Below are 19,362 nucleotides of genomic sequence, written 5' to 3' on the forward strand. Positions count from 1 at the left end.
CCCCCAGTTAAGTTTGATATTATTATTTTATAAACATTGCATCTCCAAAACTAAAGAATCTGTATTTGTCCTTAACTGCTTGATTGTAAGCATTTAATACATGCTCTTTTCCTGCTAAAGAACTAACTAGCATTATAAGTGTAGACTCTGGTAAATGGAAGTTAGTTATTAAGTTATCTATAACTTTCCATTTGTATCCTGGGTATATAAATATATTTGTCCATCCTGATGTAGCTTTTACTAAGCCATTTTCATCAGCTACTGACTCTATAGTTCTTGTACTTGTTGTACCAACACTTATTACTCTATTTCCATTTGCTTTAGCTCTATTTATTTTTTCTGCTGCTTCTTCTGTCACCATGTAGAATTCTGAATGCATTTGGTGGCTGTTAACATCATCTACTTTTACTGGTCTGAAAGTTCCAAGACCAACATGAAGTGTTACGAATGCTAAATCAACACCTTTTTCTTTTATTTTAGTTAATAATTCTTCTGTAAAGTGAAGTCCAGCAGTTGGAGCTGCTGCAGAACCATTATGTTTAGAATAAACTGTTTGATATCTTTCTCTTTCATCTAGTTTTTCTGTTATATATGGTGGTAGTGGCATGTTTCCTAATTCGTCTAGAATTTCTTCAAATATACCATTATATTCGAATTTAACTATTCTAGCTCCATCTTCACCCATTCCAACTACTTCTGCTATTAGTTTGCCATCTCCAAATGAGAATCTAGCTCCTATTTTAGCTCTTTTACCTGGTTTAACTAATGTTTCCCAAGTATCATCTTCAGTTCTTTTTAAAAGTAAAAATTCTATTTTTCCACCTGTTTCTACTTTTGAACCGATAAGTCTAGCTGGGATTACTCTAGTGTCGTTTAAAACTAGGCAATCTCCTGGATTTAAATAATCTATTATATCTTTAAATATTCTATGTTCGATTTCACCAGTTTCTTTATTAAGTACCATAAGTTTAGAACTTGTTCTATCTTTTATTGGAACTTGTGCAATTAATTCTTCCGGTAAATCAAAGTTAAAATCGCTTGTTTTCAATTTTTTAACTTCCTTTCTAAATAAATATTTGTCAAAACATACAAATACAATGATAACAAATATTTATTTATTTGGGTAGACTTTTATAAAATCTTATTTTTGGGGATATTCTATATTTAAATGTTCATATGCTCTTGGCATAGCAATACGCCCCCTAGGCCCTCTATTTATAAAACCTAGTTGAAGTAAATACGGCTCATAAACATCTTCTATTGTATTTCTATCCTCTCCAATTGATGCTGCTAATGTGTCTAATCCTACTGGCCCACCGCCAAACTTGTGGATTATTGTTAAAAGTAGTTTTTCATCAACATCATCAAGACCTAAACTGTCTACACCTAATAATTCTAAGGCATCATTTGCAACTTCATCAGTTATATTTCCGCCGGCTTTTACTTGAGCATAGTCTCTAACTCTTTTTAGAAGTCTATTTGCTATTCTTGGTGTCCCCCTAGAACGTCTAGCAATCTCTATTGCTCCATTTAAGTTTATTTCTGCTTGTAGAAGATTTGCTGATCTCATTGAAATTTGAGCTAATTCATCTACTGTATAGTAGTCTAATTTGCATATTACTCCAAATCTATCTCTAAGTGGGTTTGTAAGCATTCCCGCTCTAGTCGTAGCACCAATTAATGTGAATTTTGGTAAATCAAGCCTTATACTTCTTGCTGATGGTCCTTTTCCGATAATTATATCTATGCAGTAATCTTCCATTGCAGGGTATAAAACTTCCTCTACACTCCTATTTATTCTGTGTATTTCGTCAATAAATAATACATCATTTTCCTCTAAATTAGTTAAAATTGCCGCTAAATCACCAGCTCTTTCAATAGCTGGACCAGATGTAATTCTAAGGTTTACACCCATTTCATTGGCTATTATTCCTGCTAAAGTTGTTTTTCCTAGACCTGGAGGTCCATATAATAAAACGTGGTCTAGTGGCTCATTTCTAGATTTTGCTGCCTCTATAAATATTTCTAATTGTTCTTTTACTTTTTCCTGACCTAAATAATCCGATAAACTCTTAGGTCTTAAACTAACTTCTGTTTCCGTATCTTCTGATTTCATGCTAGAAGTTATCAATCTATTTTCATCACCTAAATCAAACATTTACCAATCTCCTTTCTATATTTTCGTCTATTTAAATCTAATTACTTACTCATTAAATATGTAAGTGATTTTTTAATTAAGTCTTCTGTTTTTAATCCGTCTTTTTTGAATTTTTGAACAGCTTCTTTAGCTTCTGTACTTGAATATCCTAAAGCTAATAATGCTTCTAATGCTTCATCTAACTCTAATCCTGTAGGTGCTTGATTAAATAAAGTAGCTTCAAACTCTGCCATATCTTTATCTACTTTATCTTTTAATTCTAAAATTATTCTCTCAGCAGTTTTTTTACCGACGCCTGGACATTTCGATAGTTTTGCAATATCCTCACTAAGGATATATGCACTAAGTTGTGGTGGCGTTGCACAAGATAAAATTCCAAGACCTACTTTTGGACCTATCTTTGACACTGATGTAAGTAGTTTAAACATCTCAAGTTCCATTTGAGTTGAAAATCCGCACAAACTCATGTCATCTTCTCTTACTATTAATTTTGTAAATATTTTTGCACTTTTTCCCTTTTGTACACTTTGCGCCGTAAAACTAGATACATTTATTTCGTATCCAATTCCGTTATTTTCTAAAATTATTCTATCTAAATATATTTCCTCTACGATTCCTTTTATATAGCTATACATACATTCTCCTTATAAAATTATTTAAAGTTTTTTAAAGTCTTTTCTAGTCTATTTGCATGTGCATGACATACAGCTATTGCAAGAGCATCAGCAGTATCATCTGGTTTTGGTATTTCTTTTAATTTTAAAAGAGATGTCACCATCTGTTGTACCTGCATTTTTTGGGCTCTACCATATCCAACAACACCTTGTTTAACTTGAAGTGGTGTATATTCATAAATAGGCTTATTATTGTGTGTACAAGCCAACATAATTACACCTCTCGCCTGTGCAACTGTGATTGCTGTTTTTACATTTTTGTTAAAGAACAATTCCTCAATCGCTACTTCATCAATATTATAGTTCTTAATTAAAATATCTATACCTTTATAAACAAGTGCTAGCCTTTGATCTGTTGGTGTGTTTGCGTTAGTCGTAACAGCCCCATAATCAATAACTCTAAACTTATTATTTTTATATTCTATTATTCCGTATCCAACTATAGCTATCCCTGGGTCTATTCCTAAAATAACCAAAACTGACCTCCTAAATTTATTTTTATCCAAACCTATGTTCTCATCTATTATATCAAATAAACTAAAGCTTTAACAAATAAACTAAAAATATTATTTCTATAAATATAAAAATATGTCCTTTAAATGTTGTCAGCAAAATTATGCTATTAACATTTAAAGGACATATTTCTCAGGTATATATTAAATTTTATTAGCTACCGAAATCTTCAAGTCTAGAATAAGCATCTTCTTCATTATCTAATACTATCGCTTCTTTAAGTTCTTCTTGAACTGATTTTGGAAGTGATTTTATTTGGATAGAAGTTTTTTCTACTAATTCTTTTTTACCTTCTTTATTATATTTGAAAACAGTTATATATCCATCTTCATTTTCTAATGTATATTTATTTGCTTTTGATAAATCTGTAGTTTCATCAGAAGTCTTTAAAATTATTTGATATTTATTCATTGTAGATACTTCTTTGTCTGGATATTTTTCTTTTAAGGCCGCTTTAATTTCATCTTCAGTTTTATTTAATAAGTCCTCGTTTACTTTTCCTAACATTACTGGTATTTCATTATCATCTTGAAGCCATATTTGACAGTATTCATCTAATTTAAATTTTTGTTGACCAGAAAGACTCTTTTGATTTGTTTTGTCAATTTTGCTGTTACTTGCTTCAAGCGTTTCATAACTCTTAACCCCTAAAAAAATACCTCCACTTAATAGTATTACTCCTAATGCTACTAATGACGGAATAATCCAGCGATAATTCTCCATCTTTTTCATTACTTATGTCCTCCTCCTTTGTAAATATGTAGGATTTTTATTAGTATCTTAGCCATTTTTGCTAATATTTATACATTAATAACACTATATTTTGGTCATATTTTTTAGGTGTGCAAAATATAATTATTAATAATAATTTTATGGAATTGAGGTGTGTTTATCTTGGAAAATAACTCTTATACTACATCAGATAGACTTGATTATTTAGAGTTTAGACAAAACCTACTAATTTTAAAACAACCATGTCACAAGGCAACCGTCTTTTTTGATTTAACTATAGATATATATTTAAAAATGAAGGAAAAATCTGAGGAGTTCTCTGAAAATGTTAAAAACGGTAAAAATCTAAAATTATTAGATTATGAAAAAATGATAATAAATATTTGGCCAAATATTTCAAATTACCCTTCTTCATGTTCACTAATAGCAAAGTCACTATTAGATAAAGATGTGTTTCAATCAATAGTAGAATAATCTATGTACAATACATATTTTTTTATATTTTGGAAATACTTTTATTAATTAAAGTTAATAGGAGGTTCAAAATAATGGCTAGAATAGGATGTAATGTACTAAATTGTTCGCATAACGATGCAGGAGTTTGTTATGCAAATAGAATATCTATAACAGGAAAAAAAGCTCATACAAGTAACCATACTTGTTGTTCTTCATTTTTAGACCAATCTACTTACAGTAACTTAACAAGCAATACTTGTACTAATGGAAGTTGCGACTACATAGGATGTAATGTAAAAACATGTGCTTATAATGCAGGAAATGTATGTAGCTTAAATAATATATCAGTAACATCTAGTGCTGATTCAGCTAATTTATACTCTGAAACATATTGTTCAAGCTTTAAATGCAAATAATAATATTTACTTTTTATAGAAAGATAGACGTCAAAATGTCTATCTTTTTTTAATTATAAATAAATTATCTAAATCAACGGACGAAGTCATTGGCTACATGAACAAAGTGATTTTTTTAATTTTATATTCACTTATCTATAGTCTAAATTTGTATATTATTTAACAAAACTTTAACATAAATTCACCTTTCTTTCGATTGACATTTTATGGTAATAATCACTATAATACTTGTATGTATGTGAGTATTTACTCACTATTTTTATGGTTCATATTGTGAGTGTTTACTCACTTTAATACTTTGGAAAAATATTATTTAATAATGTGTTAAATAAAAATTTTCTTATTAATAGTTTTGTTTTAATATGAAACTTCAAATTTTAGGAGAAATTTCAAATGCAACATTCTATTTTAAATTCATATAAGAAAGACATATTAGAAAATAAAACAATGACAGCCAAGTGTAAAAGGGTATTAGAAACTAGCATTGACCTTTTTGCTAAAAATGGGTATTCCAATACATCAACCAGTGAGATAGCAAAAATCGCAGGTGTTGCTGAGGGTACAATATTTAAACATTTCGGCACAAAAGAAAATTTACTACTTTCTTCGATTATGCCATTTATATTTGATTATGTTCTTCCAGAAATGATAATAGATTTTGAAGATGTTGAAATAAAGGATATATATCCTGACTTTAAATCATTTATACATGAAATTGTCTATGAAAGATTTAATTTTATGAGTGAAAATTATAAAGTCGCTCACATCTTATTGGCAGAAGTTCTTTATCGTGAAGAACTAAGAATAAAAATTGTATATGGTTTAAAATCTACTATAATGGACGGTTTTGACAAAATATTAAATTACTTTAAAGAAAATAAGATGATAAAAGACGTTCCTAATGGACTTATCGTCAGAACTGTTATTTCAAATATAGGTGGATATGTCGTGTTAAAGTATATTTTCGATCCTGATGGGAATTACAACGATGAAAAAGAGCTAAAATACATAGAAGAATTAATAGTTAATGCTTTTAGTTTATAATTACTTTGGGGCAGTTTGAGGAGGTTTAATTTTATGAAAAAAATATTTAATGTAGGGATAGATGTCGGTTCTACTACAGTTAAAATAGTCGTTTTAGATAAAGATACAGTTGTATTCGAAAAATATACAAGACATTTTTCAGACGTAAAAAAAGCCGTTAAAGAAGTTTTAATAGAAGTTTATGAAAAATTCGGGGATATCAGAATTTCTACTGTAGTAACTGGGTCTGGAGGAATAGATATCTCTAAGTATTTAGGTTTAAAATTTGTACAAGAGGTAATATCATCTACAAAAGCAATTGAAACCTTCAACCCAGAAACTGATGTTGTAATCGAACTCGGTGGTGAAGATGCAAAAATCACTTATTTAAGTGGTGGTATTGATCAAAGAATGAATGGTATCTGCGCTGGTGGTACTGGTGCATTTATAGACCAAATGGCAACTTTACTAAAAACAGATGCTGCTGGACTTAACGAAATGGCTAAAGATTATGAGGTTATCTATCCTATCGCCTCTAGATGTGGTGTCTTTGCAAAGACAGATATTCAGCCATTGATAAATGATGGTGCAAGAAAAGCTGATATAGCCATGAGTATATTTAATGCTGTCGTAGTTCAAACAGTCAGCGTTTTATCTTGTGGTAGAGCTATAGAAGGAAATGTAGCCTTTTTAGGAGGTCCTCTATACTTCTTATCAGAACTTAGAACAGCATTTAAAAATGTACTTAACTTGAGCGATGAAAATATAGTATTTCCAAAAGATGCACAGTTATATATCGCTATGGGTGCTTCAATATTAGCAAAAGATGAACCCGATATTAATTTATCAGATTTGATAAATAAAACAAAAAAAATCGAAGGTGTAAACTTATCTAATACAGAAGGTTTAGAGCCTCTATTCAAAAACAAACAAGAACATGACGAATTCATAAATAGACACAATAAATCTAAAGTTACTAAAAAAGATATAAAAAATATAAAAGGAAATTGCTTCTTAGGTATTGATGCCGGTTCTACAACTACAAAAGCCGCATTAATAGATGAAGATTGCAACTTAGTTTATACATATTATAGTAGTAACGAAGGTAGTCCCCTTCAAACTTCTATAAATATAGTAAAAGATATTTATAGCTGCCTGCCAAAAGATGTCCACATAGTTTCATCTTGCGTCACTGGATATGGTGAAGCTTTACTAAAAAAAGCGTTAAAAATAGATTATGGTGAAATAGAAACTATGGCTCACTACAAAGCAGCTAAATACTTTGACCCACAAGTAGACTTCATATTAGATATCGGAGGCCAAGATATGAAATGCCTTCATATAAAAGATGGAGTTATCGACAATATTATCCTTAATGAAGCTTGTTCTTCTGGTTGTGGTTCTTTCCTTGAAACTTTTGCAAAATCACTTTCTATGTCTATACAAGACTTTGCAAAAGAAGGTACATATTCACAACATCCAGTTGATTTAGGTTCTCGATGCACAGTCTTTATGAATTCTAGAGTTAAACAGGCACAAAAAGAAGGTGCTACAGTTGCCGATATATCATCAGGTCTTTCTTATTCAGTTATAAAAAACGCCTTATTCAAAGTTATAAAAATTAGAGATTTAAATGAACTTGGTAAAAACATAGTTGTACAAGGTGGTACTTTTTACAATGATTTAGTTTTAAGAAGCTTTGAAAAATTAATCGGCAGAGATGTAATTAGACCTGATATTTCTGGAATAATGGGTGCATTTGGTGCTGCTTTAATAAGTAAGGAAAAATACACTCCACAACATAAAACAGAATTTTTAAATTTAAAACAACTTGAAAACATCAAAGTAGATAATACAGTTCGTAGATGTAAAGGTTGCTCAAACAAATGTCTACTTACTATAAATAAATTCTCAGAAACTGAAATATTTGTATCTGGTAATAGATGCGAAAATGGTGCCGCTTTATATGGTGCAGAAAAACCTGACCCAAATAAAGAAAAACCAATAAATCTATTTGCATACAAATATGACAGATTATTTAAACATTATAAACCATTAAAATTGGAAGATGCACCACGAGGTGAAGTCGGTATTCCAAGGGTTTTAAATATGTATGAAGATTATCCATTCTGGTTCACTTTATTTACTAAATTAGGATTTAAAGTAACTCTATCAGGAAGATCTTCAAAAAAACTTTATGAAAGAGGTATGACTAGTATAGCCTCTGAAACAGTTTGTTACCCAGGTAAAATGGTCCATGGACATATCCAAAGTTTAATAGATAAAGGTGTTAAGACTATCTTCTACCCTGCTGTAACACACGAATACAGAGAAGATAAAACTTCAGACAACAACTACAATTGCCCTGTCGTTATATCTTATTCTGAAATAATAAAAAACAATGTTCCTGATATAAAGAAAAAGAATATTAAGTTTATAAATCCATTTATGACTTTAAATGATAAAGAAAACTTAAAACAAAGACTTTGTCAGGTCTTCTCTAATTATTTTTCAGAATTAAACATCTCAAAATCTGAAATTAGAGCTGCTGTTGATGCTGCAAGAGATGAAGAATTAGCATTTAAAGCAGATATAAGACATGCTGGCGAAGAAGCTGTTAAAAAAATAGAAAAAGAAAACTTAAAAGGTATAGTTTTAGCTGGTAGACCTTATCACCTTGACCCAGAAATTAACCATGGTATGCCAGAATTAATAAATTCACTTGATATGGCAGTACTTACAGAAGATAGTGTTTGTCATCTTGCACAAGTACAAAGACCTCTAAGAGTTGTCGACCAATGGGTATATCACTCTAGACTTTACAAAGCTGCTGAATTTACTAAAAAATACGATAACATAGAATTAGTTCAGCTAAACTCATTTGGATGCGGTCTTGATGCTGTAACAACAGAACAAGTTCAAGAAATACTAGCAGAAAAATCAAAAATATATACAGTAATAAAAATAGATGAAGGTAATAACTTAGGTGCAGCAAAAATAAGACTTCGTTCACTAAAAGCTGCTATGTCAGAAAGAGAAGCAAATAACATAAGTGTTAAAAATATAAAAGAAAATAAAATACATTACACTAAAAACGATAAATTTGATCCAAAACGTAAATTGCTAGTTCCTCAAATGTCTCCAATTCACTTCCAATTCATCCAAAAGGCTGTGAATTTAAGTGGTTGGAATGTAGAAATCCTTCAAGATACAAGTAGAGAGATTATCGAGGAAGGATTAAGATATGTAAATAATGATGCATGCTACCCTGCCATCATAGTTATAGGACAGTTAATAGGCGCTCTTAAATCAGGCAAATACGACTTAAACAACGTAGCTGTAGGTATAACTCAAACTGGTGGTGGTTGTAGAGCGACTAACTACATAGGTTTCTTACGTAAAGCTATGTATGAGGCAGGATTTAAAGATGTACCAGTTGTATCATTAAGTGCACAAGGCATAGAAGATAATGGTCTTAAAGAAAATATTTCACTACCACTACTAAATCGTGGCTTTATGGCTGTAGTTTATGGTGATTTATTTATGAAAGTATTATATAGAACTAGACCTTATGAAAAAGTCAAAGGAAGCGCAAATGCTTTATATGAAAAATGGGTTAAAATTTGTATGGATTCACTTGAAAGTGCTAAATTCTCTACTTTCAGTAAAAACATCAAAGCAATAATAAAAGATTTTGATAATCTAGAACTTCTAGATATCAAAAAACCTCGTGTTGGTCTTGTTGGAGAAATATTAGTAAAATTCCATCCAACTGCAAATAACAATATTGTCGACGTCCTTGAAAGAGAAGGGGCTGAGGCTGTAATGCCAGAGCTTGCTGGATTCTTCTTGTATTGTTCTCTAAACAATATATACAAAAAAGACAACAAACTAGAAGGTAGCGCTAAAGGTAAATTCTTTGCAAAATTCTTTATTGGTTTAGTTAGTTTCTACCAAAAAACTTACGTAAAAGAACTTAAAAAGAGCAAGAGATTTACTCCACCTGAAAGTATTTATGAATTAGCAGAAAAGACTAAAACATTAGTCTCTATCGGAAATCAAACTGGTGAAGGCTGGTTCTTACCAGGTGAAATGATAGAATTAATAGAAAGTGGTGTTGATAATATAGTTTGTATGCAACCATTTGGTTGTCTTCCTAACCACATAATTGGTAAGGGGCCTATAAAAGAATTAAAAGCTAGATATCCAAAAGCAAACATAATTCCAATAGACTACGACCCTTCTGCAAGTGAAGTTAACCAAATAAACAGAATAAAACTTATGCTATCAAGAGCATTTAAAAACTTAAAAGAAGAAGATAATACATCTAAAATATCTTCTAAAGCAAAAACTTTTACTGTTAATGATATTAAATCAAATAAAGAAAGTGAATCAAAAACACCAGAAAATAAAAAAGCTGTTAATATGTAAATAAAAGGCTGATTTCTACTTTAAATAGAAATCAGCCTTTTTTAATTCTAAGAAAATTATATATTATCTGGTTTTTGGATAATATATAATTTCCAACCTATTAACTAAAGCAACGGACGAAGTCGTTGGCGCCATGAGCAAAGCGAATTTTTTTTTAATTAATCTATCTCTTTTAGATTCATATCTGTTGATTGTTTTAAAATCAAATGTTTTAAATATTGAATTGCACCTATTAACACTCCACCTAGAATAAAAAATAGTACATTAAAATTATAAATATTAACAGGAACATAGTTGTAAGTTCCTGTAATAGTTGTGGGTCCCATAATGATTGAATATATTGAACCTATCATCAATCCTAAAATTATATATATCATCTCAGAAGTATATTTTTGTAATAAATATTTAACTAGCTTTGTACATGAGAATATTCCAATTATCAAACCGACTATAAATACTAATACAATAGGCATTTGGCTGAAATTCCCATTCAAGATATTGTGAACACTCTTCATAATAGGTAGATATAAACCAAATATCAAAAGCAAAGTCGATCCAGATATACCTGGAAGTACCATTGCAGATACAGCTATAATTGCTACTAATATAATATAAATCATTAAATCTATATCAAAATATTTAAAACTTATATTATAAGAATTTGATGATATAGGATTGAAATAAGTAATTAAAACTACTACTAATATTCCAAGAATAAATAATATTGTACCACCTGAAACACCGGGTACAGAATCCGCCAAAGCCATACACAAACCACCAAACATTAAATTCAACATTTTCACCTCTCCTTAAAACTGTATTTAGACTAAAAATCTATTAAAAAGACTTCACCTTCTCTACAATCTCGTGATACACACATATTTTATATGCTTGTACAACTAATATTTTCTTATTTTTATTTCTTTATCTTTATAATACAAAATAAAAATAACTATAAAAAAAATAAAATATTAATTATTTATTAACTGTTAATATTATGTTTGTTAATTATATGCAGAATCTATAACCTGCGCCCCATACTGTATCTATAAATTTTATATTTTTTGATTCATCTTCTATTTTTTTCATATCTCAATCTTTCGTCTACTGAATTTCTAAGATATCCTCTCATCTCATCAAAATCTCTACATACGTCTCCAAACTCATCATTACCAAAATAATTTATCGGCTTTTCTTACTCTCCTTCTCTTATTTTTTTACTTCCTACTCTTATCTTTTCTAATGGAACTAAAATACTTTTAGAAATCCAATGTGATAACAGTATGTTTAAAATTATTATCATAGTTTTTTATCAGTTCATTTAGCTTTTGATGTTCCTGTTTTGTCAAATTATCATATAAATTTTTATTATTTACTTCTATGGATAAGTTATATCCTAACTTACTTAATTCTTGATTTAAATTTGATAATTGATTGGATTCTAGTTCTTTTTGTGTTGTATTTTTATAGCTTGATTTAGGTATAGACAATATATCATCTTCGTATTGATATATTAAACTTTGTACTGAATATAAAGAGTTTTTATCCTTAACTAAAGTTTCTATAATTTCTTCTATAGTTTCGTGGTAATTATTACTTTTTATAGATATCCCCATTATAATTAATAGCGTTAATATTGGTATTACTACTATGACTATATTAGAAACTATTACTTTATTTTTTATCTTCATAAGTTATCCCTCGTTTTATCAAAATTTTTTCTTTACTCTATCAAAGTAACAAAACTTTATAAAATTTTTATTAAATATTTATAAAAAATAAATATTGCCTTTAGCTCTTTATTTTATCTTATAAATTAAATAATACTGCATATAAACTAATCGTAACAATTATAGTTAATATGCAGTATTATTATTTGAATGTAAGTTCTTTTATTCACTTTGTAAATCAGAATATAGTATGCTGTCTTCTCTATTTAAATATACATATACAGTATTTGTTTTTTCGTCATCATCAGATTTTAATAATACTTTTATAACATAATCATCTGTAGCTATATCTACTAATTCACCTTCATATTCAGAATATCTTCTATTTATTAAATTTCTAGCCTCAATTACATCTTCATCAAATAGCTCAACACTATGTAGTGTTACATATTGTGATTTAAAACTACCTTCAAAAGATAAGCTAATAAAATATATTTTTTTACACTCTGTGCACATAACTACTAATTTTTCCATTTTGTATATAGATGCTTTTGTAACTGCCTCTACTTCACTTCCCTTTAATTCTATTTCGTTTACTTCTCTAAATAAAACTTTATATTTTTGTGCATCTGAGCATGGACATATTTTTTGTCCAAAATCATCTTGATATAGGTATTTGTTTACAGTAACCATAAGATTATCCCCCGTATTTATTTTGTTAGTCAAAAAATAAAGGCTTTAAAGCCTTTATTTTTTGTATTATGTTTTATTCTAAATCTACATATACAAAATCAAATTTATTTTTCCATATAGACGTATTCTGTATATTTTCCGTTTTCTACTTCTTTTTCTTCTACTATTTTCGTAATAAAATCTTCGGATCTTATAGTAAATAATGCTTCATAAGAACCATAATTACGTTTAATATGTTCTCTTACCTGGCTATTTGTTTCAGATATTTCTCTTATATTTGAAACCGTACGCTTTTGGTCGCTTCCATTTTTTATGTATCTCATATCAAATCTATACATTCTACTACATTTTGAGCAAACAGCTATTATATCGCTTGTAGAATCACAAATGTCTTCATTTTTACTTTCAGTCATCTGACTATGATTATATAGTACTCTGAATTTTTTACATTCAGAGCATTCACAAACCTTTTTATCTAACTCTGCCACTAAAATGTACTTTGGTGTGTATAACATATATCTTACCCCTTTCTCTATACCTATTATTATTTATTATATATTCCCTAAAATATATAAATTTATGTATATGCAGGTTATTTGAGTACACAAAAATTGTTCTTTTTTTAATGATTAGTCACCTTACACAAAATCCCCTATAACAACTTTGCGTCTAGTTAACCTCTTTATAATATTGTATCACCATATTATCTAAATTACAGATTTAATTTGAAAAATTTTCTAGCTAGAAAAAATAATACATTATACATTAAACGGATTAATTTGTTTTACTTCTGTTTATAAAATATATTTAAAATTATTTAATTATATTCTTTAATTCGTTTAATTCATCTATCCAGATACTTTGACATGCATCAGATGCCATTCTCCAGTCACCTCTTGGTGATAATGACACACTACCAACTTTTACTCCATCTGGCATACATGAACGTTTAAATTGTTGTGTCCAAAATCTATTGTAGAATATCTCCATATTTTTAAGCACATCAGCCTTATCTATAACTGGATTTTCAACACCCATTTTCTTTTCATGCATAGTTTTTGCATTTATATATAAATCAAATATTTTTCTTGGTCCAAATCCATGTCTTTGCATGTAGTAAAGTATAAAGTCATGTATTACATATGAACCGATTTTATCTTCTGTTTTTTGTTTTATTGTTCCATCTTCATTTGGAGGAAGTAACTCTGGACTAACAGGAGTATCGCAAATATCTAATAAAGTTTCTCTTAGTTCATTGTGATGTTGTGCATATGATTCTAGGATTCCTCTTACTAAAGTTTTTGGTATAGATGCATTTACTCCATACATACTCATTTGGTCTCCATTGTATGTGCACCAACCTAATGCTAATTCAGATAAATCGCCAGTTCCAACTACTAATCCGCCTATTTTATTTGATATATCCATAAGTATTTGTGTTCTCTCTCTCGCTTGAACATTTTCAAATGTTACGTCTAAGTTAGATTTGTCATGGCCTATATCTTTGTAATGTTGTTCACATGCATCTTTTATATTTATCTCATATGATGTTACATTTAATAATTCCATTAATTTTTTTGCATTGTTTAATGTTCTATCAGTAGTTCCATAACAAGGCATTGTAATAGCGTGTATTCCTTTTGTATCAAGCCCATTTATGTTGAATGCTTCTGCTGCTACAATTAATGCTAACGTGCTGTCTAATCCACCAGAGATTCCTATAACAACATTTTTACAATTTATTTTTTTAAGTCTTCCAGCAAGACCAGCTGCTTGTAATTTTAATATTTCAGTAGCACGCTCATCTATATTGTGTGGAACAAATGGTAGTATTGATATTTCTCTATTTGAAACAAATTCATCTGTTACTGGTGCAAAAGTCTCTATACAAATACGTTCATATTTTTGTTTATTTACATTAGTCATATATGATGTCGTTTTTGTTCTATCATTTTCACAGTTTTCTATATCTATTTCACCATAAGTTATTTCTATATCTTCTAAAAACTTGCTCTCACCTACTATAACTCCACAATCTGCAATTAGACTATGACCTGAAAATACAGTATCTGTCGTACTTTCTCCTCTTGATGCAGATGCGTATACATATCCACAGTTTGATGTAGCTGATTGCATTTTTATTAAATCTTCTCTATACTTAGCTTTTCCTATAGTTTCATTACTTGCTGATAAATTTACAATTATATTTGCCCCATGTAAACAATGGTATTTTGAAGGTGGTATCGGTACCCAAACATCCTCACAAATTTCAGCAGAAACTACAGCACCTGTGCGAGTATCTTCTACTAATAAATTTGGTGTAAACGGAACTGTTTTTCCACCTATCACAATTTGGTCATCTATTCTATTTACTGAGCTCGCAAAATATCTTCCTTCGTAAAACTCAGAATAATTAGGTATAAATGTTTTTGGTACTACACCTATTATTTCACCATTATGTATTGCGACTGCGCAGTTAAATAATTGGTTGTCTTTTCTAATCGGCATCCCTACAAATATAAGTGGACTATATTCTTTATTTGATAGTTTTGCAAATCTTATAAGTTCATCATAAGATCTTTTTATTAAAGTATATTGATTAAATAAATCATGACATGTATATCCTGTAACGCTCAGTTCTGGGTATACTACTACTCTAGTTTGTCTTTTACCTGATTTATTTTGTTCTATAACATCATCAAGAAGTCTTAACATTTCATCTACATTAAATTTCGGATTTGCAATCTTTACTTCATTTGGAATAAGCGTTGCAACCTCAACAATCCCATGATTTAATAATTTATTCATAAACATGTCTCCAATCTATTCCATTTTTTATCTTTTAAATACCTATTTAGATATTTTCATATACATTATCAAGATATTTTATTTTATCACAAATCAATAATTTTTATAAAAAAATCTTTATTCGATGTAATTTATTTATAAGTGAATATAATTTCCTATGCGTTATAAAAAATCTTTTTAAAGAACTTATTTATATCTTTAAATAAAATGAGGAACAAATAATAGTACTCTATTATTGTTCCTCATTTTTAGGTGTATATTTAAAAATTTCTATATGGAATTTTTAATGCAAATTAATAAACTAAGGCTTCTTCTTCGCCCTTTAATACTCGAAGTCCACCTTCTGCCAATGCTGACATTTCGTCTTCTCCAGGATAAGATAATACTTCTCCCAAAAATCCTACTCTTTCTTTTATCATATCTCTTACCTTAGCTGAATGAGCAATTCCACCAGTTAATATTATCGCATCTATATCGCCTTTTAAAACTGTTGCATATGCTCCTATTTCCTTGCATATCTGGTAAATCATAGCTTCATATACAAGTTTTGCTTTTTCATCCCCATCATTTATTCTAGCTTCAACTTCTCTAATATCATTAGTCCCAAGATATGCAACTACTCCGCCTTGTCCTTTTATTCTTTTTGAAACTTGGTCTTTTGTCATTTCATCTCCATAACATGCTCTAAACAATGCTCCAACTGGAAGTCCACCACTTCTCTCTGGTGAAAAAGGTCCTTCACCATCTAGTCCATTCGTATTATCTATTACTTTACCTTTTTTATGGGCTCCTACAGTAATTCCACCACCCATATGTACAATTAAAAAGTTACAGTCTTCGTATTTTTTACCTATATTTTCTGCCGCCCTTCTTCCTATTGCCTTTTGATTTAATGCGTGGAATATACTAATTCTAGGCATTTCTGGAACTCCTGATAATCTAGCAACTTCCTCCATTTCATCTACAACAACTGGGTCTACGATATATGAAGGCACATTAATTTCATCTCCAATTTGTCTAGCAATTATACCTCCAAGGTTTGATGCATGTTGTCCCGATACGCCTATTTTCAAGTCTTCAACCATTGCATCATTTACTATATAAGTTCCTCCTTTAATTGGTTTTAACAAACCACCTCTACCAACTACTGCATCTAAATCGGCTAAGTTTATGCCACCTTCTTTTAATACATTTTCGATTATATCTTTTCTAAAATCTAATTGATCTGCTATCTTTTCAAATTTATCAATTTCCTCAGATGAATGTCTAAGTGTTTTTTCAAATATTTCTTCTTTATCTTGATAAACAGCTATCTTAGTAGATGTTGAACCTGGATTTATCGCTAAAATTTTAAATAACTTTTCCATATTAATTCCCCCTAATTTTAAATACTAAACTTTCTCTAATTAGAGCTTTTGACAAAAAGTAATCTATACTTATCTATTTTTAACTAAATACAATTAATCTTTTTTAGACGCTGCTAATACGCCTAATGCAATGGAATTTAATTTTGTTATATCGCTATCTGCTCTCGATGTTAAAACTATAGGTGCTTTAGCTCCAAGCACCAATCCCGCACTTTGGGCTTTTGCAAAGAAAGTCATAGATTTATAAAATATATTTCCTGCCTCAATATCCGGTACAAGCAGTATGTCCGCTTTTCCTGCTACAGGATGGTCTATTCCTTTATGTTTTGCCGCTTCTTCACTAATAGCGTTATCGAGCGCAAACGGTCCACCTACTATACAATCTTTAATTTCTCCTTTTTTATTCATTTCTTCTAATTCTTTTGCATCAACTGTGTCCGGCATCTTTGGATTAACTTTTTCTTTTGCACAAAGTACTGCAACCTTAGGTTCGTCTATATCTAATGCTCTTGCAAGTTTGACAGCATTTTGAATTATTTGTTTTTTTGTATTTAAATCTGGGTCAATATTCATAGCAGCATCTGTTATAAAGAATAATTTGTCATATCCTTCAACATGAAATACTCCTGTATGACTTAATACATTTCCTGTTCTAAGACCTATTTCTTTATTTAAAACAGCTTTTAATATAATGGATGTGTCTACTAGGCCTTTCATTACAATATCTGCGCTACCTTCAGAAACAAGTTGTACAGCTTTTAGACAAGCCTCACTTAAGTCACTTATGTCTATTAATTTATAATTTTCTAGGCTTATATTTAGGCTTTCTGCAATTTGCTTTGTTTTGTCTATATCTCCTACCAAAATTGCATTTATTATACCTTCTTTTCTAGCATTTTCAACAGCTAACAAAACTTCTTTATCTTGGCAACACGCAACTGCTACTGTCTTTGGTCCTCTTTTTTTAGCCAAATTTATAACATCTTCTATTTTCATAAATCCACCCCTTTTACCTTGTGAGATTTTTTATATTCAGATTGTGATTTATTTTGACACGTAATTTAAGATTGTTCTTGGTTTAAAAATTTAATAGATTTATAGTTATTTTTGAAAATATATAATATATATTGAATTGATCTAGTTTTGAATTAAAAATCGTTTTCTTAATTTAATTATATAATTATTTTTATATGAATAGATAATATGTATTTTTTATCTTTAGATATAAGAAATTTTTATAACATATTCTTTTTATTTAATAATGTTATTTTACTTGAATAAGTAATGACTTTAACTTATATTGCTATTATTTTTTAATTAATTTGACAAAAAAATAAAGCCAGAAATCTATTCTGACCCAAAAATTTATAATTTAATCCCTCACATCATTATTTTCTGCAAACTCTTTATATATGTTTACAAATTCTTCTGCTATAGGAGATAAAGCTTCATCTTTTCTTTTAATGTAACCGCAGTCTAAAGTAATTTTTTTAGATAATGGAATTAACACAGTGCCATCATCTAGCTCTATTTTTTTCTTTATAGGCGTTCCTCTTAAAGAGAAATACACACCATCTGTTTTATGCAAAAAATAAGAAAGCATCTCGTGGTCCTGTACAGTTATAAAATGGTTGAAATTATCATAATCTAGCTCATTACCAATCCACATGGATATGTAACTTCTGTCTACATACTCATTAGTTAACAATAAATATTTTTTTAAATCATCAATATCTACTTTTTCTTTTGTTTTGCATAATGGATGACCAGCTCTTACTTGTACACAGACATGTCCATCTGTAACTCTTATAAATTCCAAGTTTTTAGACATAAAAGTTCTCTTATTAGTAAAACTTACAGGTCTAGTTATTTTTATTACTGCAATATCAGAAAGACCTGTTTCTACATCTCTAATAACATTTGAAAAACTATCTTGATTGATTATCAAGTTTAACATTTCATTTTTATGTCTATTATTTAACTCCAAGATAATATGTTTTATAAAAAATATATAATATGAAGAAATCCTAAAATTGACTTTTTCGTCCTTTGCTATGGTGTTCATATTTCTTATTAAGTCCATATTTCGCTCAATTTCTTCACCATATTGAAGCAACTCCATACCTTTAGCTGTCAACTCTACACCGGAATTACTTCTATCAAAAATTTTAAATCCCAATTCTTCTTCTAGCATCCTTATAGACATACTTAGATTTGGTTGACTCATGTATAGCTTTTTAGCAGCTTTTCCTATAGATCCTTGTTTAGCGATTTCTAAAATATAGCTTATTTGTTCTAATTTCAATATAATCACCTTTTCATTTAATTATATATTTATAAGAGAAAATCCTCTATAAAGGCCCATTTATAAATGTATTTGTATGTATGTATTTGTATATATGTTTAATATATTTTTTATAA

General features: G+C 29.3%; 17 protein-coding genes. 4 read left to right on the forward strand and 13 right to left on the reverse strand.

What is annotated here, in order from left to right; all coding sequences use genetic code 11:
- Positions 1–22: 22 nt before the first annotated feature.
- From queA to RDX53_RS06830, 5 genes are all read right to left on the reverse strand, one after another.
- Positions 23–1,048, reverse strand: coding sequence for a tRNA preQ1(34) S-adenosylmethionine ribosyltransferase-isomerase QueA (gene queA, locus RDX53_RS06810; protein WP_195930084.1), 1,026 nt, complete (start codon positions 1,046–1,048; stop codon positions 23–25).
- A 93-nt stretch (positions 1,049–1,141) separates the two neighbouring features.
- The gene (gene ruvB / locus RDX53_RS06815; protein ID WP_295676966.1) at positions 1,142–2,158 is read right to left on the reverse strand and encodes a Holliday junction branch migration DNA helicase RuvB; all 1,017 of its coding nucleotides are present in this window, start codon (positions 2,156–2,158) and stop codon (positions 1,142–1,144) included.
- Positions 2,159–2,199: 41 nt separating this feature from the next.
- Positions 2,200–2,793, reverse strand: a complete 594-nt coding sequence (gene ruvA, locus RDX53_RS06820; RefSeq protein WP_195930086.1) for a Holliday junction branch migration protein RuvA — start codon at positions 2,791–2,793, stop codon at positions 2,200–2,202.
- A 17-nt stretch (positions 2,794–2,810) separates the two neighbouring features.
- Positions 2,811–3,308 carry a crossover junction endodeoxyribonuclease RuvC gene (gene ruvC / locus RDX53_RS06825; protein ID WP_195930087.1) on the reverse strand — a complete coding sequence of 166 codons (498 nt, stop codon included), beginning with the start codon at positions 3,306–3,308 and terminating at the stop codon, positions 2,811–2,813.
- Positions 3,309–3,498: 190 nt separating this feature from the next.
- On the reverse strand, positions 3,499–4,077 hold the full coding sequence (locus RDX53_RS06830; protein ID WP_295676964.1) for a hypothetical protein: 579 nt from the start codon (positions 4,075–4,077) through the stop codon (positions 3,499–3,501).
- Positions 4,078–4,239: 162 nt separating this feature from the next.
- Between RDX53_RS06830 and RDX53_RS06835 the strand changes: the two genes are divergently transcribed.
- The 4 genes from RDX53_RS06835 to RDX53_RS06850 all read left to right on the forward strand — a co-directional run bounded on the left by RDX53_RS06835 (position 4,240) and on the right by RDX53_RS06850 (position 10,403).
- Positions 4,240–4,551, forward strand: a complete 312-nt coding sequence (locus tag RDX53_RS06835) for a hypothetical protein (RefSeq protein WP_195930089.1) — start codon at positions 4,240–4,242, stop codon at positions 4,549–4,551.
- A 74-nt stretch (positions 4,552–4,625) separates the two neighbouring features.
- Complete coding sequence (locus RDX53_RS06840) at positions 4,626–4,949, forward strand: DUF1540 domain-containing protein (protein WP_195930090.1); 324 nt, start codon at positions 4,626–4,628, stop codon at positions 4,947–4,949.
- A gap of 393 nt (positions 4,950–5,342) precedes the next feature.
- The gene (locus tag RDX53_RS06845) at positions 5,343–5,993 is read left to right on the forward strand and encodes a TetR/AcrR family transcriptional regulator (RefSeq protein ID WP_307993888.1); all 651 of its coding nucleotides are present in this window, start codon (positions 5,343–5,345) and stop codon (positions 5,991–5,993) included.
- A 33-nt stretch (positions 5,994–6,026) separates the two neighbouring features.
- Positions 6,027–10,403 carry an acyl-CoA dehydratase activase-related protein gene (locus tag RDX53_RS06850; RefSeq protein WP_307993889.1) on the forward strand — a complete coding sequence of 1,459 codons (4,377 nt, stop codon included), beginning with the start codon at positions 6,027–6,029 and terminating at the stop codon, positions 10,401–10,403.
- A gap of 158 nt (positions 10,404–10,561) precedes the next feature.
- On the opposite strand, the gene RDX53_RS06855 is transcribed toward RDX53_RS06850, so the two are convergent.
- From RDX53_RS06855 to RDX53_RS06890, 8 genes are all read right to left on the reverse strand, one after another.
- Positions 10,562–11,200 carry a DUF368 domain-containing protein gene (locus tag RDX53_RS06855; RefSeq protein WP_207743833.1) on the reverse strand — a complete coding sequence of 213 codons (639 nt, stop codon included), beginning with the start codon at positions 11,198–11,200 and terminating at the stop codon, positions 10,562–10,564.
- Positions 11,201–11,662: 462 nt separating this feature from the next.
- Entirely contained in the window at positions 11,663–12,094 is a 432-nt protein-coding gene (locus RDX53_RS06860) for a hypothetical protein (protein ID WP_195930095.1), read from the reverse strand.
- Positions 12,095–12,295: 201 nt separating this feature from the next.
- On the reverse strand, positions 12,296–12,766 hold the full coding sequence (locus RDX53_RS06865; RefSeq protein WP_195930096.1) for a hypothetical protein: 471 nt from the start codon (positions 12,764–12,766) through the stop codon (positions 12,296–12,298).
- Between the two features lie 104 nt (positions 12,767–12,870).
- Positions 12,871–13,281, reverse strand: coding sequence for a hypothetical protein (locus RDX53_RS06870; RefSeq protein WP_195930097.1), 411 nt, complete (start codon positions 13,279–13,281; stop codon positions 12,871–12,873).
- Positions 13,282–13,579: 298 nt separating this feature from the next.
- Positions 13,580–15,574: an NAD(+) synthase gene (locus RDX53_RS06875; protein WP_195930098.1), complete on the reverse strand. Its 1,995-nt coding sequence runs from the start codon at positions 15,572–15,574 to the stop codon at positions 13,580–13,582.
- Between the two features lie 293 nt (positions 15,575–15,867).
- A complete protein-coding gene (gene buk / locus RDX53_RS06880) occupies positions 15,868–16,941 on the reverse strand; it encodes a butyrate kinase (RefSeq protein WP_195930099.1) in 1,074 nt (357 codons plus the stop codon).
- A gap of 93 nt (positions 16,942–17,034) precedes the next feature.
- Entirely contained in the window at positions 17,035–17,937 is a 903-nt protein-coding gene (locus RDX53_RS06885) for a phosphate butyryltransferase (protein WP_195930100.1), read from the reverse strand.
- A gap of 376 nt (positions 17,938–18,313) precedes the next feature.
- Complete coding sequence (locus RDX53_RS06890; protein ID WP_195931680.1) at positions 18,314–19,246, reverse strand: LysR family transcriptional regulator; 933 nt, start codon at positions 19,244–19,246, stop codon at positions 18,314–18,316.
- Positions 19,247–19,362: the final 116 nt, after the last annotated feature.

The organism is uncultured Intestinibacter sp., assembly GCF_902468165.1.
GTDB lineage: Bacteria > Bacillota > Clostridia > Peptostreptococcales > Peptostreptococcaceae > Intestinibacter.